Origin of the sequence: Enterobacter sp. AG326 (assembly GCF_004362415.1) — a bacterium.
Lineage (GTDB): Bacteria > Pseudomonadota > Gammaproteobacteria > Enterobacterales > Enterobacteriaceae > Enterobacter > Enterobacter asburiae.
Genome location: NZ_SNXG01000007.1, coordinates 73,330 through 93,314, shown reverse-complemented (window position 1 = coordinate 93,314; position 19,985 = coordinate 73,330). Strand labels below are relative to the sequence as shown.

24 protein-coding genes and 3 tRNA genes are annotated in these 19,985 nt (G+C 57.4%); all 27 read left to right on the top strand.

Annotated elements, in window-relative coordinates; all coding sequences use genetic code 11:
* Positions 1-5 precede the first annotated feature (5 nt).
* The 27 genes from DFO52_RS18730 to DFO52_RS18600 all read left to right on the top strand — a co-directional run bounded on the left by DFO52_RS18730 (position 6) and on the right by DFO52_RS18600 (position 19,983).
* Positions 6-611 carry a hypothetical protein gene (locus DFO52_RS18730; RefSeq protein ID WP_133550959.1) on the top strand — a complete coding sequence of 202 codons (606 nt, stop codon included), beginning with the start codon at positions 6-8 and terminating at the stop codon, positions 609-611.
* A 285-nt stretch (positions 612-896) separates the two neighbouring features.
* Positions 897-972: transfer RNA gene (locus DFO52_RS18725), tRNA-Ile, on the top strand.
* A gap of 81 nt (positions 973-1,053) precedes the next feature.
* Positions 1,054-1,130 (top strand) — tRNA-Arg (locus DFO52_RS18720).
* 1 nt (position 1,131) lies between these two features.
* Positions 1,132-1,206: transfer RNA gene (locus DFO52_RS18715), tRNA-Gly, on the top strand.
* A 292-nt stretch (positions 1,207-1,498) separates the two neighbouring features.
* Complete coding sequence (locus DFO52_RS18710) at positions 1,499-1,801, top strand: hypothetical protein (protein WP_063448863.1); 303 nt, start codon at positions 1,499-1,501, stop codon at positions 1,799-1,801.
* Entirely contained in the window at positions 1,801-2,337 is a 537-nt protein-coding gene (locus DFO52_RS18705) for a lysozyme (protein ID WP_133550958.1), read from the top strand. The genes DFO52_RS18710 and DFO52_RS18705 overlap by 1 nt, the downstream gene beginning before the upstream one ends.
* Entirely contained in the window at positions 2,334-2,849 is a 516-nt protein-coding gene (locus DFO52_RS18700) for a hypothetical protein (RefSeq protein ID WP_133550957.1), read from the top strand. The genes DFO52_RS18705 and DFO52_RS18700 overlap by 4 nt, the downstream gene beginning before the upstream one ends.
* 209 nt (positions 2,850-3,058) lie before the next feature.
* A complete protein-coding gene (locus tag DFO52_RS18695) occupies positions 3,059-3,562 on the top strand; it encodes a DUF1441 family protein (RefSeq protein ID WP_133550998.1) in 504 nt (167 codons plus the stop codon).
* A gap of 3 nt (positions 3,563-3,565) precedes the next feature.
* On the top strand, positions 3,566-5,683 hold the full coding sequence (locus DFO52_RS18690; RefSeq protein WP_133550956.1) for a phage terminase large subunit family protein: 2,118 nt from the start codon (positions 3,566-3,568) through the stop codon (positions 5,681-5,683).
* The gene (locus DFO52_RS18685; RefSeq protein WP_048221188.1) at positions 5,680-5,895 is read left to right on the top strand and encodes a hypothetical protein; all 216 of its coding nucleotides are present in this window, start codon (positions 5,680-5,682) and stop codon (positions 5,893-5,895) included. Before DFO52_RS18690 ends, DFO52_RS18685 begins: the two co-directional genes overlap by 4 nt.
* An 8-nt stretch (positions 5,896-5,903) precedes the next feature.
* On the top strand, positions 5,904-7,424 hold the full coding sequence (locus DFO52_RS18680; protein WP_133550955.1) for a phage portal protein: 1,521 nt from the start codon (positions 5,904-5,906) through the stop codon (positions 7,422-7,424).
* The gene (locus DFO52_RS18675) at positions 7,417-9,492 is read left to right on the top strand and encodes a ClpP-like prohead protease/major capsid protein fusion protein (RefSeq protein ID WP_133550997.1); all 2,076 of its coding nucleotides are present in this window, start codon (positions 7,417-7,419) and stop codon (positions 9,490-9,492) included. Before DFO52_RS18680 ends, DFO52_RS18675 begins: the two co-directional genes overlap by 8 nt.
* 68 nt (positions 9,493-9,560) lie before the next feature.
* The gene (locus tag DFO52_RS18670) at positions 9,561-9,896 is read left to right on the top strand and encodes a capsid cement protein (RefSeq protein ID WP_133550954.1); all 336 of its coding nucleotides are present in this window, start codon (positions 9,561-9,563) and stop codon (positions 9,894-9,896) included.
* A complete protein-coding gene (locus DFO52_RS18665) occupies positions 9,896-10,252 on the top strand; it encodes a hypothetical protein (protein WP_133550953.1) in 357 nt (118 codons plus the stop codon). Before DFO52_RS18670 ends, DFO52_RS18665 begins: the two co-directional genes overlap by 1 nt.
* A gap of 1 nt (position 10,253) precedes the next feature.
* Positions 10,254-10,916 carry a hypothetical protein gene (locus DFO52_RS18660; RefSeq protein WP_023299864.1) on the top strand — a complete coding sequence of 221 codons (663 nt, stop codon included), beginning with the start codon at positions 10,254-10,256 and terminating at the stop codon, positions 10,914-10,916.
* An 8-nt stretch (positions 10,917-10,924) separates the two neighbouring features.
* Positions 10,925-11,479, top strand: coding sequence for a hypothetical protein (locus tag DFO52_RS18655; RefSeq protein WP_133550952.1), 555 nt, complete (start codon positions 10,925-10,927; stop codon positions 11,477-11,479).
* Positions 11,472-12,095 carry a phage baseplate assembly protein V gene (locus DFO52_RS18650; RefSeq protein WP_133550951.1) on the top strand — a complete coding sequence of 208 codons (624 nt, stop codon included), beginning with the start codon at positions 11,472-11,474 and terminating at the stop codon, positions 12,093-12,095. Before DFO52_RS18655 ends, DFO52_RS18650 begins: the two co-directional genes overlap by 8 nt.
* A 38-nt stretch (positions 12,096-12,133) precedes the next feature.
* The gene (locus tag DFO52_RS18645; RefSeq protein ID WP_133550950.1) at positions 12,134-13,603 is read left to right on the top strand and encodes a phage tail sheath C-terminal domain-containing protein; all 1,470 of its coding nucleotides are present in this window, start codon (positions 12,134-12,136) and stop codon (positions 13,601-13,603) included.
* Positions 13,600-14,106 (top strand): phage major tail tube protein, encoded by a 507-nt coding sequence (locus tag DFO52_RS18640; RefSeq protein ID WP_023311220.1) that lies wholly within the window; start codon positions 13,600-13,602, stop codon positions 14,104-14,106. The genes DFO52_RS18645 and DFO52_RS18640 overlap by 4 nt, the downstream gene beginning before the upstream one ends.
* Positions 14,107-14,161: 55 nt before the next feature.
* Positions 14,162-14,449, top strand: a complete 288-nt coding sequence (locus tag DFO52_RS18635; protein WP_023311221.1) for a phage tail assembly protein — start codon at positions 14,162-14,164, stop codon at positions 14,447-14,449.
* A 114-nt stretch (positions 14,450-14,563) separates the two neighbouring features.
* Positions 14,564-16,372, top strand: a complete 1,809-nt coding sequence (locus DFO52_RS18630) for a hypothetical protein (RefSeq protein WP_133550949.1) — start codon at positions 14,564-14,566, stop codon at positions 16,370-16,372.
* On the top strand, positions 16,369-16,839 hold the full coding sequence (locus DFO52_RS18625) for a phage tail protein (protein ID WP_133550948.1): 471 nt from the start codon (positions 16,369-16,371) through the stop codon (positions 16,837-16,839). The genes DFO52_RS18630 and DFO52_RS18625 overlap by 4 nt, the downstream gene beginning before the upstream one ends.
* A complete protein-coding gene (locus tag DFO52_RS18620; protein WP_023311224.1) occupies positions 16,814-17,029 on the top strand; it encodes a tail protein X in 216 nt (71 codons plus the stop codon). Before DFO52_RS18625 ends, DFO52_RS18620 begins: the two co-directional genes overlap by 26 nt.
* Before the next feature lies 1 nt (position 17,030).
* Entirely contained in the window at positions 17,031-18,149 is a 1,119-nt protein-coding gene (locus tag DFO52_RS18615; protein ID WP_133550947.1) for a contractile injection system protein, VgrG/Pvc8 family, read from the top strand.
* Between the two features lie 38 nt (positions 18,150-18,187).
* Complete coding sequence (locus tag DFO52_RS18610) at positions 18,188-18,535, top strand: GPW/gp25 family protein (protein ID WP_133550946.1); 348 nt, start codon at positions 18,188-18,190, stop codon at positions 18,533-18,535.
* Positions 18,525-19,439 carry a baseplate J/gp47 family protein gene (locus DFO52_RS18605; RefSeq protein ID WP_133550945.1) on the top strand — a complete coding sequence of 305 codons (915 nt, stop codon included), beginning with the start codon at positions 18,525-18,527 and terminating at the stop codon, positions 19,437-19,439. Before DFO52_RS18610 ends, DFO52_RS18605 begins: the two co-directional genes overlap by 11 nt.
* Complete coding sequence (locus tag DFO52_RS18600) at positions 19,432-19,983, top strand: phage tail protein I (protein ID WP_133550944.1); 552 nt, start codon at positions 19,432-19,434, stop codon at positions 19,981-19,983. Before DFO52_RS18605 ends, DFO52_RS18600 begins: the two co-directional genes overlap by 8 nt.
* The last annotated feature ends 2 nt before the right edge of the window (positions 19,984-19,985 follow it).

Below are 19,985 nucleotides of genomic sequence, written 5' to 3'. Positions count from 1 at the left end.
TGAGAATGACACCGCAGCAACGTCGTAAGTATCTTAATGCCTTTACCACAGTGGCGAACGCCACTCATAAGCGCTATCTGGGCAAGTCCGTATTGCTTACAGGCATCCAGGCTGGTTGGATCAAATCACTCCTTTGTGTATGGGGTGATGGGGTGCGTGGAGATACTGCACCATGTAAACCAACAGGGCATTCGTGCTGGAATGTCATCCGTGGCAAAAACTGGTCCGACAAAGCTCTTGAACGTTTCACTGCCGCGCTGAATCAGGCGAGAGAAGAGGGTTATCGTGGAGAGCAGGCTATGAAACGTGCCCGCTCAATTCTTTGGCCTGAACCGCAAGCCAGTTTAGTCGATGAGGCTATGAGCGCTGATGATGTCGAATTTGTAGAGGAGGCTGTGCTGCAGGCGTTCGAGTTGGCCGATCCCGTTTACTTGGTTGGATGCCAGTATTACACCACCCGCAAAAAAATGTCAGATATCTCCAGAGAGCTGCAGCGTTTAGCTCCATGGTTGACAGACAGAGAGGCCAGAGAGCGTGTGCGTTGGTGTCTTGAGATATTCCGGGCAAAGGTCTTTCTTTCTGTGCGCCGGGGCCTGGAGAAAGTTTCATAATGCCGCTAATTTTAGCAATTAGTGCTATTTTCCTTGTTAAACGTTGAAAACGCGTCAAGAAATTAGATAATCCATTCATGCTTGGCAGAGCTGCGCCGCGATGGCAGCGAGTCTAAGCGACAATTTGATTATAACGAGAGCCCCGCCAGTCGGGGCTTTTGCTTTCCGGCGATACGACAGGGGTATTCGCGAAGGTGCATAGCACCAGTACCCCTGTCATATGGTCGGTTGTCATAAGACCTTATTGTTGCAAGGGTAGTTTCGCTTAGGTATCATCGCGCTCCCGGCCCTTTAGCTCAGCGGTTAGAGCGTGCGACTCATAATCGCCCGGTCGTTGGTTCAAACCCAACAAGGGCCACCAAACCGCCATTAGCTCATCGGGAAGAGCAAGCAACCTCGCTGTTGTTTTTGTACGGGGTTCGAGGCCTCGATGGCGGACCAAGCGCTGTTAGCTCAGCAGGATAGAGCAATTGCCTTCTAAGCAATCGGTCACTGGTTCGACTCCAGTACAGCGTGCCATGCGGGCATCGTATAATGGCTATTACCTCAGCCTTCCAAGCTGATGATGCGGGTTCGATTCCCGCTGCCCGCTCCAGTTAAAGTTTTTCGGTCTGCGATGATGGGTTACCCGGAGTGACTGAAAAGCTCCCCATTTTGAATGGGCGCTGCTTTTTGCAAAATTGCTGTGTAAAAATACTGACCTTTGGGTTCAGCGCTCATCCAAAAGCATCTCGTCAAAATCCAATTAACCTCGGGTGGTTTGTTGGATGAGGTGCCTCTAATTCAAATAGCCTCGCTTCGGTGGGGCTTTTCATTTCTAAGGCTGCCATCTGGTGGCCTTTTTTGTTTCCTCCACACAGCACCCGCACACAGCGAGGTGAGAGACGATGAAAATGAACGATTCAGGGAACATCTTCACGCAGTTCTTCGCGTGGGTAGCAGCTCTTGCGTCTGCCATTGGATTTACCACTCAGGACCTGGTGTTCATGTTCTTTGGCGCAGCCGGCCTGCTTATATCGTTAGCCTCTTACCTAAGTGGGCGGGTGGATGCCCACCGCAGGCGGAGAGAGGACGAGAAGCGCACAAAAATGGTCAATGACTACCTGAAAGGCGTTGGTGACAAACCCCTTCACGAACGTCCTGCAGCTGCAAGCGTGGTCGTTGAGGCATTACAAAAGGAAGGTGAGTGATGGGAACCAGAGCAAAATTGAGTGCTGCTGTTCTGGGGCTGGTACTCGCTGGTGCGCCGGCATCCGTCATTCTCGATCAGTTTCTGAATGAGAAAGAGGGTAACAGCCTCACGGCGTATAAAGATGGCGGTGGTATCTGGACTATTTGCCGCGGCGCCACAATGGTTGATGGTAAACCGGTTGTGCAGGGCATGAAATTGACACAGGAAACGTGCAATCAGGTGAACGCCATCGAACGCAATAAGGCTCTGGCATGGGTTAACCGTAATATTACGGTACCGCTTACCGAACCGCAGAAAGCCGGGATCGCATCTTTCTGCCCGTACAACATCGGACCGGGGAAATGTTTCCCTTCTACTTTCTATAAGCGCATTAATGCTGGTGACCGGAAAGGGGCCTGTGAAGCTATCCGCTGGTGGATTAAAGACGGCGGCCGTGATTGCCGACTAACCAAAGGCCAGAAGAATGGCTGCTATGGGCAGGTCGAGCGGCGCGATCAAGAAAGTGCGCTGGCGTGCTGGGGGCTGGACCAATGAAAATTAATGCAGGTCTTATCGGCGTTGTCGTTATTGCTGGCCTTTCGGTCGCTCTCGTTAAGAGTTGCTCAAACGCCAGTGGCCTACAGAGCGATAATGACGTTCTGCGAAGTGACAACTCTTTGCAGGGGCAGGTGATCGCCACCCAGGCATTCAACTTTAATCGATTCAATCAGGTCGCAGAACAAGCCAATAGGCTTAACTCCCTGATCGACACCAGTACCGAAGAAACTGTAATCGAATACCGGGAGATTCTCCGCCGTGAAAAAACCTGTGATCTGCCTATTCCTGATGACATTGCTGGTGGGCTGCTCGAATACGCGCACCGTTTACGTTCCAGCGCAATGCACGCCGATACCGGCAGACCTGACGCAGCCGATGATCGTACCGCTGCCACCAGCTCAATAACGTACTGCCAGGCTGTGCTCTGGATTAAGCCGCTGCTGGCCGTTATTGAAAAGGGCAACAACAATTTCGCTGGGATTCGTCAAATCGAACAAGAGCGAAGATGAGAATTATCCCCGCTAGGGAATATTCATTCGAGATTGATTCTCATTTGAAAAGGTACTCCTGGCGATTCTGAACACCGAGGGGGCGCGGACACGCGGAAAACGGCTAGTTTTTTGCATTTTATGGGTTTCATCATCATCCGTTTAACCTCTTGATATTTCAGTCCTGAGCATTTGCAGGATGTCGAAATGACTATTTTTTGTTCATCATCATGGATAACGAACTGAAAAATTTCCGGCTGAATATCACTCAGCTGGCAGCCATTACCGATCTGCACCGCCAGACGGTCTCAGGCAAGCTGGCAAATGTGCAACCCGCACCTGGCAGCAATCCGAAACTCAAGCTTTATACCGTCACCGATATTTTGCGGAAGCTGCTGACAAGCACCACACCGTCCGAGCTGGTGGATGTCGACAAAATGCTTCCCCCGGATCGTAAAGCCTGGTTTCAGTCGGAGCGTGAACGGCTCAAGTTTCAGCAGGAAACAGGGGAACTTATCCCCGCGTCAGAAGTGACCAGAGAATTTTCCTCCATGGCAAAAGCGATGGTTCAGGTGCTGGAGACGTTACCCGACATTCTTGAACGAGATTGTGCAATGACGCCCTCTGCGGTTGTCAGGGTGCAGCAGGTTATTGACGATCTGCGCGATCAGATAGCCCTCAAAGTTGAGCAGGCCGACTCACCAGAACAGGAGGATATGCCAGAAGAGGAGTAAATCATGCGACAGGCCACGGCAGCGGAAGTCAGGCGTAACGCTTCCGCCATTCTCAGAGCCCCGCGCCGTATGCCTGTGGCTGAGGCGGTTCAAAAATTTATGCGCGTACCTATGGGAGCTGGTAACTCGGTACCTTGGGACCCTGCTGTCGCTCCCTATGTGATCGAGCCGATGAACTGCCTCGCGATGCGTGAATACGATGCGGTGGTGTTTGTTGGTCCGGCACGAACGGGGAAAACGATCGGCCTGGTGGATGGCTGGGTGGTCTACAACATTGTCTGTGACCCGTCCGATATGCTTGTCGTTCAGATGACCGAAGAGAAAGCCCGGGAACACTCAAAAAAGCGATTGGCGCGAACCTTCCGTGTCAGTCCTGAGGTGGCAAAACGCCTGAGCCCGTTGCGAAACGACAACAACGTGCATGATCGTACCTTTCTGGCGGGGAACTATCTCAAGATTGGCTGGCCTTCCATTAACATCATGTCCTCGTCAGATTTCAAATGTGTGGCGCTCACGGACTATGACCGCTTCCCTGAGGATATCGACGGCGAGGGTGACGGTTTTACCCTGGCTTCCAAACGTACCACGACCTTTATGTCCGCCGGGATGACGCTGGTGGAGTGTTCGCCAGGCCGGGACATTCGCGACAGTAAATGGCGCCGTAAATCTCCCCATGAAGCGCCGCCAACGACTGGTGCACTTTCTCTGTACAACCGTGGTGATCGCCGTCGGTGGTACTGGCCGTGCCCGCACTGTGGTGAATATTTTCAGCCGGCGATGGAGGCGATGACCGGCTACCGCGATGAGCCTGATCCGGTGAAAGCCAGCGAGTCGGCCCATCTGCTTTGCCCGCACTGCAGCAGCGTTATCACCGCAGATAAAAAGCGCGAGCTTAATGGGGTGGGCGTCTGGTTGCGTGAAGGTCAGAGTATTGACCGTGACGGCAATATTTCCGGGGAGCCACGCCGTTCGCGCATTGCGTCGTTCTGGATGGAAGGACCCGCAGCCGCGTATCAGACCTGGGCGCAGCTGGTGTACAAGCTGCTGACAGCTGAGCAGGAGTATGAGGCCACCGGCAGCGAAGAAACCCTCAAGGCGGTAATCAATACCGACTGGGGGCTACCGTATCTGCCGCGTTCGGCCAGCGAACAACGCCGCGCCGATGTGCTGATGCTGCGTGCGGAGGATTACGGTAAACGCCTGGTTCCGCCAAAAGTACGTTTCCTGCTGGCGGCAGTCGACGTTCAGGGCGGCAAAAAGCGGCGTTTCGTCGTGCAGATTATCGGTTATGGCGAAAACGGTGAGCGCTGGCTGGTGGATCGCTACAACATCCGCCAGTCGCTGCGCTGCAATGAGCATGGCGAGGCGGAGCCGATTCACCCCGGTGCGTATCCGGAGGACTGGCAGCTGCTGGTCTCCGATGTGCTGGAAAAAACGTATGCCCTTCAGTCTGATCCGACGCGGCGTATGTCGGTGCTGGCGATGGCCGTCGACAGCGGCGGTGAAGAAGGCGTAACGGACAACGCCTATAAATTCTGGCGACAGTGCCGCCGCGATGGCCTGGGTAAACGTGTTTACCTGGTCAAGGGCGACAGCACAAAGCGCCAGAAAATCATCACTAAAACCCATCCAAATAATACCGAACGCAGCGACCGTCGCGCCGATGCGCGCGGTGAGGTGCCGGTGTATCTGCTGCAGACCGACCTGCTCAAGGATCAGCTCAGCAATAACCTTGATCGTGAGACTCCCGGAGCAGGCTATATCCATTTTCCCGACTGGCTGGGGGAGTGGTTCTACGAGGAACTGACCTACGAAGAGCGCGGCGTGGATGGCAAATGGCGTAAGCCAGGCAAGGGCGCCAACGAAGCCTTTGACCTGTTCTGCTATGCCCACGCCGTCGCGGTTCTGCGCGGCTACGAAAAAATTCGCGACTGGGAAAAACCTCCTGCATGGGCTGAGCCGCAGGATCTCAACCCAAATATTCATGAAGGGGAACGCCCCCGGGAGATAACCGTGAAAAAAACAAAACCTGTTCAGTCGACTGTCCAGGCTGAACCTGAAAAGGGCGCCGGACTGTCCGGCAGCTGGCTGGGATCTTCCGGTAAGGGGGGCTGGCTGTGACGAAAGACGACATCTGGAGAACGCTGCTGATGGTGCGTCAGGCCTACCAGGATTCGCTGGACGGCAAGAGTATCTCCTTTACCGGCGTAAATGGTCGCGCCATTACCAACCACGACCCGAAAGCGCTGCGCGACGAGCTTGAATACTGGGAGCGTCGCTGGCGGGCGGTCAACAGCCGTGGTGGTTCGTACAAACTCGCTAACTTTCTGTAAGGCGTTCTATGGGCATTCTTGAAAGAACACTGGGGGCTATTTCCCCCGGGTGGGCAGCGGCGCGCGCACGGGACAGACTCCGGCTTAATGCGTATGAAGCGGCCAACCCGTCACGGCTGCACAAGGCCAAAAAGCAAAGCCAGTCTGCGGACACCTCGGTATTTGCAGCAGGCCAGTCCCTGCGGGAACAGGCCCGCTGGCTCGATGAAAACCATGACCTCGTGATCGGCCTGTTCGACAAAATGGAAGACCGGGTAATTGGCGCCCACGGCATCCATGTTGAGCCTCAGCCACTCGATCTGGAGGGTAATCTCCATTCCGATTTTGCCGGGCAGCTTTCGGCACTCTGGGCGGAATGGTCCGTGCGTCCGGAAGTGACCGGCATGTTTACCCGCCCGGAAGCCGAGCGCCTGCTGTTGCGTTCTGCGCTGCGTGACGGGGAAGTGTTCACGCAGCTGGTCAGGGGGAATGTGCCGGGCCTGCAGCATGCCACCTCCGTACCGTTCTCGCTGGAAATGCTGGAGGCGGATTTTGTGCCGTTCAACCTGAACAGCACCGCCGGCCAGCAGGTTCGCCAGGGCATCATCGTGAACGACTGGGGCCGCCCTGTCGGGTACCGGGTTTACAAATACCACCCGGCGAACATGACGCGGTTCAGCGCCGAACTCAAAACCGTCTCAGCTGACAACATGCTTCACCTGGCGCAACGCAAGCGACTGCACCAGTTGCGGGGTATCAGCCTGATCCACGGGGTCATTACCCGTCTGTCAGACATTAAGGATTATGAAGAGAGCGAGCGCGTGGCCGCCCGTATTGCCGCTGCGCTTGGGTTCTATATCAAGCGTGGCGATGCGCAGTCCCTTGGCGATGAAAGTGAGTTTTCAGCGCCCGGTGGTCAGCGTCACTACGATATCGCGCCGGGCATGATTTATGACGAACTCCGGCCCGGCGAAGACCTGGGCATGGTTGAGTCAAACCGCCCGAATGTTCATCTCTACGAATTCCGGAACGGGCAGATGCGAGCTGTGGCCGCCGGTACGCGCGGCAGCTATTCCAGCATTGCCCGGGACTATAACGGTACCTACAGCTCCCAGCGTCAGGAGCTGGTGGAGAGCTTCGAAGGGTACAACGTCCTGCAACAGTGGTTTGTCGGCCAGCACAGCCGGCCTGTTTACCGTGCATGGCTGGCGATGGCGTTGCTGAGCGGCGTTGAAGTCCCGCCGGATGTGGATCCGAATTCTCTCTATAACGCGCTTTATCTCGGGCCGGTGATGCCGTGGATTGATCCGGGCAAGGAGGCGAACGCCTGGAAAGCCATTGTGCGTGGCGGTGCCGGTACTGAAGCGGAATGGGCGCGGGCCAGGGGGAAAAATCCTCAGGAGGTTAAGCGCCAGCGACTGCGTGAAACTGAATTTAACCGTAAACACGGGCTGGTGTTTGATTCCGACGCCGCCAATGACAAAGGAGCGATGCCAGATGCAACGGCAAAACCAGACGATAAACGGCGTGAGCCGGACGATGATGATTAACCCCTGCGCCAGCCTGGCGGGTGTCGATGCGGCAAACGGCCAGTGCTGGTACGAAATCCGCGCGCTGGCTGCCGGACGGGTCGAAATTTTCCTTTATGACGTGATCGGCGGCTGGGGTATCACTGCCCAGCAGTTCGTCGCCGACTGTAAAGAGGCGGGGGTGTTTGAGGCCAGCGCGGTGGATTTGCATATCCACAGCCCCGGCGGCGATGTCATGCAGGGTTTTGCCATCTACAACACCCTGTCGCGGCTGAAAGCGAAGGTGGATATCTGGGTGGACGGCGTGGCGGCCAGCATGGCCTCGATGATTGTCTGCCTGCCCGGCGCCACGGTGCACATGCCGGAAAACGCCTGGATTATGGTCCACAAACCGTGGGGCGGTATCGCCGGGGATTCTGACGACATGCGCGATTACGCCGCCTGGCTTGATCGTAACGAAGCCCTGATGCTCAGCGCTTACATGAACAAAACCGGACTGGGGCAGGAAGAGCTGGAAGCGATGCTGAAAGCGGAGACCTGGCTTAACGGTGCCGAGGCGGTGGAAAAAGGTTTCGCCGACACGCTTGAACCTGAACTGCAGGCCGCGGCCTGTGTGAATGAAAATAAACTGAAGGATTACCAGAACATGCCAGAACAGATTAAATCCCTTTTTGCGCCGCGTGCCGAAGCCCCGGTGAATCAGCCACAGCAACCTGCGCCGGTACAGCAGCCCTCGCCGGTACAGGCAAACCTTAACCCGCCAGCACCACAACAGCCCGCGCCGCAGATGACAAACATAGATATCACCGCGCTGGCCCGGCAGCTGCAGCAGCAGATGCAGACGGCGAACGCGGAGCGCGTGAATTCCGTCTCAGCCGTGTTTGAGGCGTTCCCGGCTTTCGCGACGCTGAAGGCGGAATGTCTTGCCGACTTCACCTGCAACGCCGAAAAGGCCCGCGACAAACTGCTGCAGGCGCTGGCGGCGGGTACCACCCCGAGCGCCGGTCCGGGGGCCATTCACCTTTATGCCGGTAACGGCAATCTGGTCGGTGATTCCATTCGCTCTGCGGTAATGACCCGCGCGGGCTATGCGCAGGCCGAGAAGGATAACGCTTACAACGGTTACACCCTGCGCGAACTGGCGCGCGCCTCCCTGGTCGATCGCGGCATCGGTATCTCCGGCGCTGGCACGGCACAGGCGATGGTCGGGCTGGCGTTCACCCACAGCAGCAGCGATTTCGGCAATATCCTGATGGATGTGGCGCACAAGGCGGCGCTGATGGGCTGGGATGAGGCTACAGAGTCGTTCGAACAGTGGACCCGCAAGGGCACGCTGACCGATTTCAAAACCGCGCACCGCGTCGGCCTGGAATCACTGGCATCGCTTCGCAAGGTCCGCGCCGGGGCGGAATATAAATATGTCACCATCAAGGATCGCGGTGAGCCAATTGCCCTGGCGACCTACGGCGAACTTTTCAGCATTGACCGCCATACCATCATCAACGATGACCTGGACATGCTGACCCGTATCCCGCAGGCAATGGGGCTTGCTGCGCGTGCCACCGTGGGCGATCTGGTGTGGGCTGTTTTGACCAGCAACCCGAAAATGTCGGACGGTAAGCCGCTGTTCCACGCTGACCACGGCAACCTGGTCTCCGCCGACCTGAGTATCGAAGGCCTGGATACGGCGCGTAAGGCGATGTTGCTGCAAAAATCGGGCGATCGCCGTCTGAATATTCGCCCGGCCTACATGCTGACGCCAGTGGCTATCGAGTCCCGGGCTAACCAGCTGATCAAGTCTGCAAGCGTACCAGGCGCAGATGCGAACAGCGGTATCGTGAACCCGATCCAGAACTTTGTGACGGTGGCTTCTGAGGCCCGCCTGGACGACAGCAGCCCGACGGATTACTACCTGACCGCTGCACAGGGACGCGACACTATCGAAGTGGCCTATCTCGACGGCATCGACACCCCATATCTGGAGCAGCAGCAGGGCTTCACCGTTGACGGTGCCGCGTTCAAGGTGCGTATCGATGCAGGTGTGGCACCGCTTGACTGGCGCGGCATGGTTAAAGTCACCAAAAAATAACGACCTTCATCTGACGGTTTTTTATTACGGAGCGGCGCGTGCTGCTCCTTTTTTGTCTGGAGAGAAAAATGGCGAAAAATTATCAGCAGGACGGCAGCACCCTTGATTTTCAGAATACCGGTGCAACCGATATTCATTCGGGTGACGCCGTGCTTTCAGGGGCGCTGGTTGGCGTCGCTCACGATGACATCCCGGCAGGGCTGTGGGGCGTGCTGCACACCACGGGCGTGTTCGTTCTGCCAAAGGCAGCGGAAGCGGTCACTCTCGGCCAGAAGCTGTATCTGGCTGACGGTAAGCTGACAGCAGAAGCGGGGGAGGCGGCAGCACCGAACCCTCTTGCGGGCACGGCCTGGGCAGACTCGGCGGCTGATGTCGGAACTGTTCCGGTCCGGCTTGGCTACTGATGAACCGCTTTCGTCAACGCCTGTTAAAAGCGGATGCCCGGATTTCCCGGGCATTTGCCGAAGAGGTGCCTGCCGTCCTGTCTGTCGACGCTGAGTTGCGTCCTGTTACCGTGATTTTCGAGACGCCTGATGCCCCGGTTGATGTGCCCGGCGGGGGGCAAATTCAGGATCGCTCTCCGGCATTCAGCGCGATGACCGCCGATATCGCGGGGCTTGAGAAGCATCACGGCGTTGAGATCAACGGCACGGCTTATCGTGTGACGCACGTCGGGGCTGATGAAGATGGCCGCACCCGCGTCACGCTGGCGTATGGCGCACCGGGTAAGGTGCAGCCGGATATCAATAAGTGGAGCTGACATGGCGCGTGAGTCCAGACTGCGACGGGATTTGCCTGTCGATATCGATGTGGATGCCATCTGGCGGATAGCGGAGCACATCGGTGCCACCCATAAACAGTTTCGGGCGGCGTACTCTCGCGCCCTGAAACGTACCGCCGCCACCTTGCGTAAAAAAGCGATGGCAGACCTGAAAGACGGGCTGGCGCCACGCAGCCTGGATCTGGTGCGCCGGCGTCTGCTTTCCTTTCGTCTTGATCGCGCCTCTCAGTCACAACTGGATAATTTTCGTCTCTGGTTTGGTCTCAATGCCATCAAGGTAAAAGACCTGAAAGGCCGGATTAACGGGCGGGTCAGGCCTCACCATACCCGGCGGGATAAATCCACCGGGCGGTATATAAAGGCGCGACGCCAGGCAGAAAACGCGGGCTTTACCCCAAAGGGCAGCCTGCTTTCCCCGCGCACGTTTGAAAACGGGGAGGTGGCGCGCTCCCGCCGTGAAAACCGGCGGACGGTGGTTATTCGCGATCCGGATACCCGTCGTACCCGCGAGGCGGAAGTGGATATTTATGAGCCGATGCTGAACTACATCGAGGATAACGCCTTTGCGGAGGCGATGGAGATTTTCATGCATCACTTTGAAACCGATCTGCGCGGGCGTGTGAAAGCCCGTATATCTGTCTGAGGTAAACCATGGCTGAGCCATTGCTGCTGGGGCAGTATCACGATGCTGTCACCGGCGCGCTGAAAAAAATTGACTGGGTGCGCGACGCCGATGCCTATCCGGAAAAAAATGTCCCCCGATTTACCGGACTGACCACCCCGGCGGTCTATTTCTCCATTAACGGCTGGGAACAGGGCGGGGGCAACGAGGGGCAGCTCAACGTTAATCTGTCCTGCGATTTGTTCGTGGTGGTGGATGCAGCCGGGGCAGATGTCAGTCGCCCGGAAATTTTCCTGCGCACGGCGGCCGCAGATATCACGCAGTGGATTGACGGCCAGCAGTTCGGCCTGACCCATCTGGAGCCAGCCATCTTTATCGATGCAGCACGCGATGAGTTTGATCCGCGTATGGATGATTACCTGGTCTGGCGAATCTCCTTCACACAGTCAGCCGCCTTTGGTGCGGATCCGTTTGCACAGCTGAATGCCCCGCTGAAAGCGGCCTGGCTGGGCAAGGCACCGGATATCGGTCGGACACATGTGGATGACTATCAGCTGATTTACGAGGCAAAACCCGATGAGTGATATCGAGGGCGATTTACAGCGCCGTCTGGCAAATATTGTCAGGCGCGGGGTTATTCATTCCGTAAAGCATGACGGCATACCGAAATGCCGGGTGGACCTGGGCGACATCACCACCACCTGGCTACCGCTCTGCCAGGGCTTTTCGGGTGTTAACCGGGCTGACTCCAATCCGTATGCGGTCGGGGATGCGGTCACGGTACTGTCGGAGGCGGGCGAGCTGAATAATGGCCGGGTGTTTCCCGGCTGGAATACCGGCGCGCTGCCGGTACCGGAGGGCAGCGACAGCGAGCATATCACCCGATACGGCGACGGTACCGAGATCCGCTATGACCGTGCCGCGCATGCCCTGACCATTACCCTGGCGGAGGGCGGCACCTACAAAATCATCGGGAAAGGTACGCTGGACGGTCCGGTGGAAATTACTGAAACCCTCACCGTGCAGGGCGTGTCGCAATTCAATGCCGACGCGAACGTGGCCGGAAATATTGGTGCAACTCAGGAGATTTCGGACGGTACCGGGAAAATGAGCGCGATCCGCGAAACTTACAATGGCCATGACCATGAAGAAAATGGTGACGGCGGCGGTACCACGAATCCCCCCAATCAAAAAATGTGACCTGCCGCGGCAGGTTTTTTTATGCCTGGAGAAAATGAATGGCGAATTTACATGGTGTGGAAACGATCGAACTGACATCCGGTACGGTCGCGGTCACGACGATCCAGACGGCTATTATCGGTCTGGTGGGTACCGCGCCGGATGCCTCAGCCGGGACGCCGGCAGCGGGTACCGTCGGGACGCCTATTCTGGATAACGTTGTCGAATTTACCGCGACGAAGGCCGGCAGGGCGGGCAATGTCCTGCTGGCTGAGGCGGTAGCCGGGGTGCCTGATGCAGAAAATCCCGCCGCGGTGGAGACGACGGCTGTGTGGGACGCAACGGCTTTAACGCTGACCATCACGCTGGGCTGTGATGAATCCGGCAAGCTGACGGCAACGCCAGCAGAGGTGGTCACGGCCGTGAACGCGGTGGCGGATGTGAAAGTGACCGCGAAGGGTACCGGCAGCGGTATTGTCACGCCGTTCAGCCTGCAGCTCTCCGGTGGCGAGGATGAGCCGTTCCCTCTGAATACGCCGGTGGCAATTGTCGGTACCACGATGCTCTCCCGCCTGGGGGAGAAGGGCTCGCTGAAACCGGCGCTGACCGAAATCAACGATCAGCGAAATGCCCTGACGGTGGTGGTTCGTGTGTCGGAAGAAACCGACGAAGCGAAACAGCGTGCAGCGGTGCTTACCGGGATCGGCTCGCTGTCATCTGCAAAATCGGTGACGACGTACCAGCCCCGAATCGTCATTGCGCCGGGGTTCAGTGAGGATGACGCCGTGGGCAAGGCACTGGAAACCGTTGCCGGCAAACTACGCGCAGTGGCGTATGTAGACTGTGAATCCGGCGCCACCCTACAGGAAGTGGTTCAGCGTCGTCAGTCCTACGGCATGCGTACTGAGCTGCTGCGCCCGCGCGTTCAGGTCAGCAATGCCGACGGCCAGCTGGTCTACCGTCCGTATTCTGCCTTTGCGGCGGGACTGCGCGCCCGTATCGACTTTGAGAAGGGCTGGTGGTGGAGCAAATCCAACCAGGACATCAACAATATCCTCGGCGTGGAGCAGGTCGACGAGTTCATTCTCGGCGATGAAAACTGCGATGCGAACCTGCTCAACATGCAGAACGTGTCCACTATTATACGCCGTGCCGGGTTTAAGCACTGGGGTAACCGCCTGTGCGGAACCAATCCCCAGTGGCGCTTTGAATCGGTTCGCCGCACTGCAGACGTCATCGAGGACAGCATTCAGGAGACGATGCTGGAATACGTTGACCGCCCACTCGACCGGGAAAACGCCGACGACATCATCGGCACCATCAACGCCTATATGCGTCAGCTGATCGGCCTCGGTGCCATTTTCGGCGGTCGTGCCTGGCTGGATGAGGAGCTTAATACCGCTGAGAGCATGGCGGCTGGTGTGTTGTACATCAACTATGACTTTGGTCCGAAATCGCCGACTGAACTTATCAGCCTGCGCGTCCGGGTGAATAACAACTATGCGCTTGAGGAGATGCTGGCAGCATGAGCGAAAAAAACACGTTACGCGTCTGGACCTTCTTCCGGCAGGGGATCCGTATTCAGGGCGCACATGAATTTACGCCGCCGGCATTGTCCATTGTCAAAACCGATTTGCGCACCGGCGCACAGGACGCCCCCTCTCCCGTGGATGACGGCATGGAGGCGCTGACCTGCCAGCTGAAGTTTTACGGGGTGGACACGGACATGCTGACTGCCTTTGGTTTTGTCAGTGGCAGTCGCCCGCGTTTTACGGCCTATCAGGGCTATCTGGCGAACGGCACCGCGCTGGGCACCATCGAGGAGATCGAGGGCTTTGTGCAGACCGTCACGCCGGATGCGCGGGGCAAAGACAGCCTGTCCGAAAATGCCGTCACAGTGGACATCGCCGTGAGCTATTACCGCCAGACCAAAGACGGCCGCGAGCTCTTTGAAATTGATACGGAGCGCTTCTCGCGCCGGGTAAATGGCGTGGATGTGTTGTCCGGCCTGGCGGCGAAAGTCCGTCTCTGAGCCTGTCTTTATCCTGTAACGGCCTTCGGGCCGTTTTTACTTTACGGAGAGTGTTATGAGTTTTCCTGGTGAAACCCGCGTTATCAAACTGTATTCCCCTGTTTCCTTTGAGAACGGTGGCCTGCTCGAACAGGTGACGCTGCGCGAGCCGCTGGTGCGCGATCGCATTGCTTTTTCCAAGGATCGGGGCAGCGAAGAAGAAAAAGAAGCGCGCATGATTGCGCTGCTGTGCAATCTCAGTGAGCAGGATATCTGGCAGCTGACAGCGGCAGATTATGCGCAGCTGCTGGACGCATTTAATGTTTTTATGCTCCCGCCCGGGGAGCGACCGAAAGAAGCCTGATCCGGGCGATACGCTTTCTCGGGCGGCGCCTGCATTTTCCCATGACGGAATACCTGGATATGCCGTTCAGCGTGTTTTCTGATTTTCTCACCGACGAAGTGGAGGCGGTAAATCGTGGCCGGACTAAGCCAGAATCTTAAGGCCGTCATTACGTTTGGCGGCAATATCGACAGCTCATGGAATCGTTCAGCGAACGGCCTGCAAAAGAGCCTGAAGGACGTCGGGAAGCAGTCAGAAAAACTGACCAAAGACCAGGCGAAGCTGGCGGCGGAGATTAAAAAAGCAAAGCTTGCCGGGCAGAGCCTTGGCGATCTGAAACGGCGTTACAGCGATGTGTCCCGTGAAATCCGTAAAACGGAGTCCGAACAGCAGAAGCTGAACCAGCAGATGCAGAAGGCGCAGCGGCTGGCGTCATTTAAAGGGGCCGGTAAAGGCTTGTTTCGCCGCGGTCTGGGTATCGCCGGACAGCTGGGCGGCATGGTGGCACCGGGGCTGGCGATCGGCGGCGGTGGGGTGGTGGCTTCCGCGCTGGGCACCCTGATAGCACCGGCGGCTACCAATGCGGAGACGGCCCGACGTGCGGGCGTGGCGAAAAGTTATGGCGTGGACATCCCGACGTTTGATGCCTGGGACACCCTCGCAAAACAGTACGACATGAACGGCGAGAATATCGGCGATCTGTTTGAGGAGTATCTGCACAAGGCAGGGGAATACAAGCAGAACGGTAAGCAGGGCTCGCTGCAGGACGCGTTTGAGACGCTCGGGTTTAAGGCGGGGGATTTGGCCGGGCTCAGCGATATGGCACAGTTTGAAAAAATCGTTGAGCGCGCGCTCAGCCTGCAGGATGAGTCGAAAGCTTCATTTGCGCTGGATTCGCTGTTTGGCGGCGAGGCCAGCAAGCTCCTGATGCTGCTGAAGCAGTCCGGGAAGAGTTACCGCGACCTGATGGACGAGCAGCGCCGGTATAACCTCGTCACGAAAGAGGGGGCTGAAGGTGCAATGGAGGGCAACCGCGCTATTACCAACCTGCAGACCGTCTTCTCTTCTGCTGTGGCGGAAATCTCCGGTCAGCTCGGTAACGAACTGGCGCCGGATGTGCGCCGTCTGACGGACGATATGGCGGAGTGGTTTAAAGGCGGGGGGATCAAGCGCATCGTCAGTTTTCTGCGTAATGACCTCTACCCCGGCGTGCTGACGTTCGGGCAGGGGATCTTTTTCGTCGGAAAAGTGGCGTACGCGCTGGCGAAAAAACTGTCCTGGCTGCTGCCGGATGAGCGAAGCGATCAGCGGGACGTGCTCAAATCGCTGGCCATGACCGGCTCGGTCGATATCGCCCGCATGACGGCGCAGCGCAACGGCCAGGGAGAGTGGTTCGAACAGCAGCTTAAAGAAAAACCGGATCTGCCGGACGATGTGAAAAAATCCTACCGGGATACGCGGGGCTTTTTCCGTGATGACGAGGAGACATTTAACACCACCCTTGATAAATATCTCACCCCGGAGAACAGTGGCGCACTGTTCGGAACGGACGGGTTAATGAAGCCGGCACAGCCGCAGTCTGTCACGCCCGGTACCGGCCCTACGGCATGGGATCATTATCCCCGGACCCTGCTGTCGCCGTTACCGCCAGAAACATCGCCGCAGGTGGTACCGGACATTACGGAGCAGGATTCACTCCAGCAGGCTACCAGCACAGAGGCTGAAGGTCGCTGGGATATGTTGCTGCAGAAGCTGGATTCAGCAGATGCTCCCGCCGCACCCCGACAGCTGACAGACAATCGCCGCTTTGAATACCGGTTTGAAATTCATGGTGCACCCGGGCAGGACGAGCGGGCGATTGCTGATGAGGTCGAGGGTATGACGAAAAGCAGCCCTGCTTTTAATGGTAATAACAGCATGCTGGACGGAGGGCAAATCTGGTGAGTGAAATTATTCCTGTCTTTGAAGACTTCGGGCAGGCCAGTGCCAGCGCGGCGCGTGGTGCCCAGGCCGCCCGGGTGATGATGATGCTGGGCGATTTCGCCTTTTCCATCGATACCACGGCGTATAACCAGCTGACCCGTGAGGCCAGCTGGCGATGGAGCGAGCAGGAGCGCATCGGCAAACAGGACCTGCTGCAGTACACCGGCAAGCCTGGGCGAACCGTCCGGCTTGAGGGAGAATCGCATGCCTTCTTTCGTAAGGGGGTGGATGCCGTTAACGATCTCTACGATCTCGCCGACCAGAACAAGCCACAGCAGCTGGTCAGCGGTGAAGGGGATGTGCTGGGCTGGTGGGTGGTGATCGACTTCTCCGACACGACAAACCGTTTCCTGCCCGGTGGTGGCCACCGAAATAAAAACTGGACGATGACGCTGAAACATTATGCCGATGACATATCAAACCCGTGACGGTGATGTGCTTGATGCAGTCTGCGCAACGCATTACGGCACGGAAAACCTGTCTTTTATCGTGACGCAGGTACTTGAAGCGAATCCGGGGCTGGCTGATATCGGTGCGGTTTACCCGTCAGGTCTCTTTATTACCCTGCCGGATCTGGCTCCGCCGGTTCAGGATTCTGCTTTCAGCCTGTGGGATTAATATGACTGAACAGATAGTTAAACCGGAATATGCTCCCGCTTTCAGCGTCAGCGCCGAGGGGAAAGATATCACCCGCGCGCTGCAGCAAAGTCTGGCAGAGCTGACGCTGACCGATTATGGCGGTGCCACGACAAAGGCGGATGAGCTGAAAATCACGCTGCTGTCGGAAACGCTCCCTTTGCCGACAAAAGGGGCACGACTGCGCGTGGCGCTGGGGTTTAATGACCAGCTGGTGGATAAGGGCTGGTTTGTGGTGTCCGGCGTTGGCAGCAGCGGTCCGCCGCGGCGTATCGAGATTTATGCCACCGCCGCGCCCATGAACGCGCAAAAACAGCCCGGTGATGTGCTCAGCCAGAAAACACGCAGCTGGGATAACATTCGTCTGGCGGATCTGGTCAGGACCATCGCCACGGAAAACGGGCTGAAGTCAAAAGTAGCCGCGGAGCTCGCCGATATCCATATTGACCATGTTGACCAGGTGGCAGAATCGGATGCGAACCTGCTGACCCGGCTTGCCAGGACCTGGAATGCGGTCAGCAAACCTTCCGGCGGTTACTGGCTTTTTCTCCGGAAGGGCGCAACGGCTAACGCCTCAGGTGAGCAGACCGGGGAGCTGGTTATCACCCCGGAGGAAGTCTCAAACTGGTCATACAGTGAGGGTGAGCGGGGGAGTTCGACGGGGAAAGCCACCGGCAGCAGCGGTAAGTCATCGGGAAAAATCGGTGTGCGCTATTACGATGAAGCGGACGGGAAGACCAAAACCACCACTGTTGACCATGACGGCCCCTCGATGGCGAATCCCTATACCCAGCCCGCAAAGGCCACTGCTGACCAGCAGGCTAAATCGAAAAAAACGCAGGCCCGGCGCAATGAGCAGAAAATGACGGTGACGGGACCGTGCCGCCCGAAACATGTCCCGCTTACGGCAGAATCCGGCGTTTCCACGTCCGGCTTTGGCGAGCGGGAAGATCGTGCCTGGGTGGTGGAATCGCTGGTCTATTCCCTGACGCCTGCCGGCTTCAGCTACACGTACAACCTGGTGGTTGATATCCGCAAGCCTGCAAAATCCTCTAAAAAATCCGGCAGCAAGGATAAAACTGGCCCGGATTATTTCGGTTAACTCTCCGCCTCCTGGCGATCCTCATACGGAAAAACATTATGAACGGTGTAAACAGCCGGACCGGTAAACGCCTGTCCGGCAGCGATCATTTGCGCCAGTCCGTCAGCGACATCCTCTCCACCCCCGTCGGCAGCCGCGTGCTGGTTCGTGATTACGGCAGTGACCTGTTTTCGCTGGTGGACAACCCTCGCGACGATCTTACCCGGCTACGGATTATCGCGGCCACGGCCTCAGCGCTGGCGCGCTGGGAGCCCCGGTTGCGGGTCACGCGTGTGATGGTCACTTTCCCGGCCGATGAAACAGGGTGTGTCGTCGATATCGAGGGGATCAATAAAGAGAATAATCTTCCCGTCAGCACCGGAGGCATACAGATTTATGGCAAATAGTTACGACGTAATTAACCTGTCTGCGCTGGCGGTACCGGATGCCATTGTGGTACCGGATGCCGCCGATATTTTTACCCGCTGGCTGGCGCGTCTGCGGGAACTGGATCCGGAATTCGACGCTCTGGTCGAATCAGACCCGGCGTATAAACAGGGGGAAATCAACGCCTACCAGCTCACCCTGGCGTTTCAGCGTGTCAATGATGCGGTTCGCGCTGTTTTCCTTGCCAGCGCCAGAGGAGCCGATCTTGACCAGATTGGTGCGGGTTTTAATGTTTCCCGCTTGGTGATAAATCCCGGCGATCCGGATGCCGTGCCACCCGTCGAGCCTGTCTATGAAGACGATGAAGCTTTCCGTGAGCGTATCCAGCTTTCGTGGGCGCAGCTGAATACGGCAGGCGCGCGCAACGCATACCGCTTTCATGCCAAATCCGCGGATAACGATGTACTGGATGCGGATGCCTATGGTCCGGAAACGCACAACCGCCCGGGTGAAGTGGATGTCTATGTCCTGTCGCGAACCGGTAATGGTGAGGCCAGCCCCGGCCTGACGGAAAAGGTGATGAGCGAACTAAGCGCCGATGAGGTCAGGCCTCTGACTGATTATGTCAGTGTCAAAAGCGCCACCATTGTCAGCTATGCGGTAACAGCTGAACTGGACATACCCGACGGACCGGATGCGCAGACGGTGCTGGAGCATGCCATCAGCACGCTGACCAGCTACACCCTGCTTTCACATCGCATAAACGGCCTCGTGCCGCTTTCCGCGATTTACGCTGCACTCCAGCAGCCCGGCGTCTCCAGAGTCAGGCTGATAAGTCCGGTCGCAGATCTTGAAGTGGCCGCCGGGCAGGCTCCCTGGTGTAGTGCGATAAACGTCACCCGCAAAGGAGGCTCCGGTGGATAAATTTCGTTCCCTGCTACCACTCTCCGCCATTCAGCCTGAGCGGGCGCAGGAGCAGGCCAGCTCGGAGCAGATCACCGCACTGGATACGGCAATGGTGCGTAAGGTGAAAGACCCCGATACCTGCCCGGCGCACTTGCTGCCCTGGCTCGCATGGGAGTTTGCGGTTGATTCCTGGGAAGACGCCTGGACTGAGGCTGAAAAGCGTCAGGTGTTAAAAGATGCCGCCTATGTCCATCAGCATCGCGGTACTGCCGGCGCTGTAAGGCGGTCACTGAGCGCTGTCAGTCTCCCGACGACCGTGGTGGAGTGGTGGGAGGATCAGCCGCGTAAGGCTCCCTACACCTTCCGCGTTGAGGTTTACAGCCTTCAGGAGGTTGATGACGCGCTGTATCAGCGTATCCGGCGGCAAGTCGATAAAGCGAAGAACCTGAGGAGTCTGTTGACCTCCATTGACGTGATTGCCGACCTGGGCGCCAGGGGAACGTATTATACCGGCGGTGCTGTTACCGCCTGGATTGATGTCGATATTGAGGCAGGAGTTTAGCC

Coding starts and splice junctions, on each gene's coding strand:
- DFO52_RS18700 (WP_133550957.1), top strand. CDS start 2,334: ATGAAAATTAATGCAGGTCTTATCGGCGTTGTCGTTATTGCTGGCCTT.
- DFO52_RS18640 (WP_023311220.1), top strand. CDS start 13,600: ATGAGCGAAAAAAACACGTTACGCGTCTGGACCTTCTTCCGGCAGGGG.
- DFO52_RS18655 (WP_133550952.1), top strand. CDS start 10,925: ATGGCTGAGCCATTGCTGCTGGGGCAGTATCACGATGCTGTCACCGGC.
- DFO52_RS18650 (WP_133550951.1), top strand. CDS start 11,472: ATGAGTGATATCGAGGGCGATTTACAGCGCCGTCTGGCAAATATTGTC.
- DFO52_RS18665 (WP_133550953.1), top strand. CDS start 9,896: ATGAACCGCTTTCGTCAACGCCTGTTAAAAGCGGATGCCCGGATTTCC.
- DFO52_RS18610 (WP_133550946.1), top strand. CDS start 18,188: ATGAACGGTGTAAACAGCCGGACCGGTAAACGCCTGTCCGGCAGCGAT.
- DFO52_RS18660 (WP_023299864.1), top strand. CDS start 10,254: ATGGCGCGTGAGTCCAGACTGCGACGGGATTTGCCTGTCGATATCGAT.
- DFO52_RS18675 (WP_133550997.1), top strand. CDS start 7,417: ATGATTAACCCCTGCGCCAGCCTGGCGGGTGTCGATGCGGCAAACGGC.
- DFO52_RS18615 (WP_133550947.1), top strand. CDS start 17,031: ATGACTGAACAGATAGTTAAACCGGAATATGCTCCCGCTTTCAGCGTC.
- DFO52_RS18605 (WP_133550945.1), top strand. CDS start 18,525: ATGGCAAATAGTTACGACGTAATTAACCTGTCTGCGCTGGCGGTACCG.
- DFO52_RS18695 (WP_133550998.1), top strand. CDS start 3,059: ATGGATAACGAACTGAAAAATTTCCGGCTGAATATCACTCAGCTGGCA.
- DFO52_RS18645 (WP_133550950.1), top strand. CDS start 12,134: ATGGCGAATTTACATGGTGTGGAAACGATCGAACTGACATCCGGTACG.
- DFO52_RS18620 (WP_023311224.1), top strand. CDS start 16,814: ATGCCGATGACATATCAAACCCGTGACGGTGATGTGCTTGATGCAGTC.
- DFO52_RS18635 (WP_023311221.1), top strand. CDS start 14,162: ATGAGTTTTCCTGGTGAAACCCGCGTTATCAAACTGTATTCCCCTGTT.
- DFO52_RS18710 (WP_063448863.1), top strand. CDS start 1,499: ATGAAAATGAACGATTCAGGGAACATCTTCACGCAGTTCTTCGCGTGG.
- DFO52_RS18730 (WP_133550959.1), top strand. CDS start 6: ATGACACCGCAGCAACGTCGTAAGTATCTTAATGCCTTTACCACAGTG.
- DFO52_RS18670 (WP_133550954.1), top strand. CDS start 9,561: ATGGCGAAAAATTATCAGCAGGACGGCAGCACCCTTGATTTTCAGAAT.
- DFO52_RS18705 (WP_133550958.1), top strand. CDS start 1,801: ATGGGAACCAGAGCAAAATTGAGTGCTGCTGTTCTGGGGCTGGTACTC.
- DFO52_RS18680 (WP_133550955.1), top strand. CDS start 5,904: ATGGGCATTCTTGAAAGAACACTGGGGGCTATTTCCCCCGGGTGGGCA.
- DFO52_RS18690 (WP_133550956.1), top strand. CDS start 3,566: ATGCGACAGGCCACGGCAGCGGAAGTCAGGCGTAACGCTTCCGCCATT.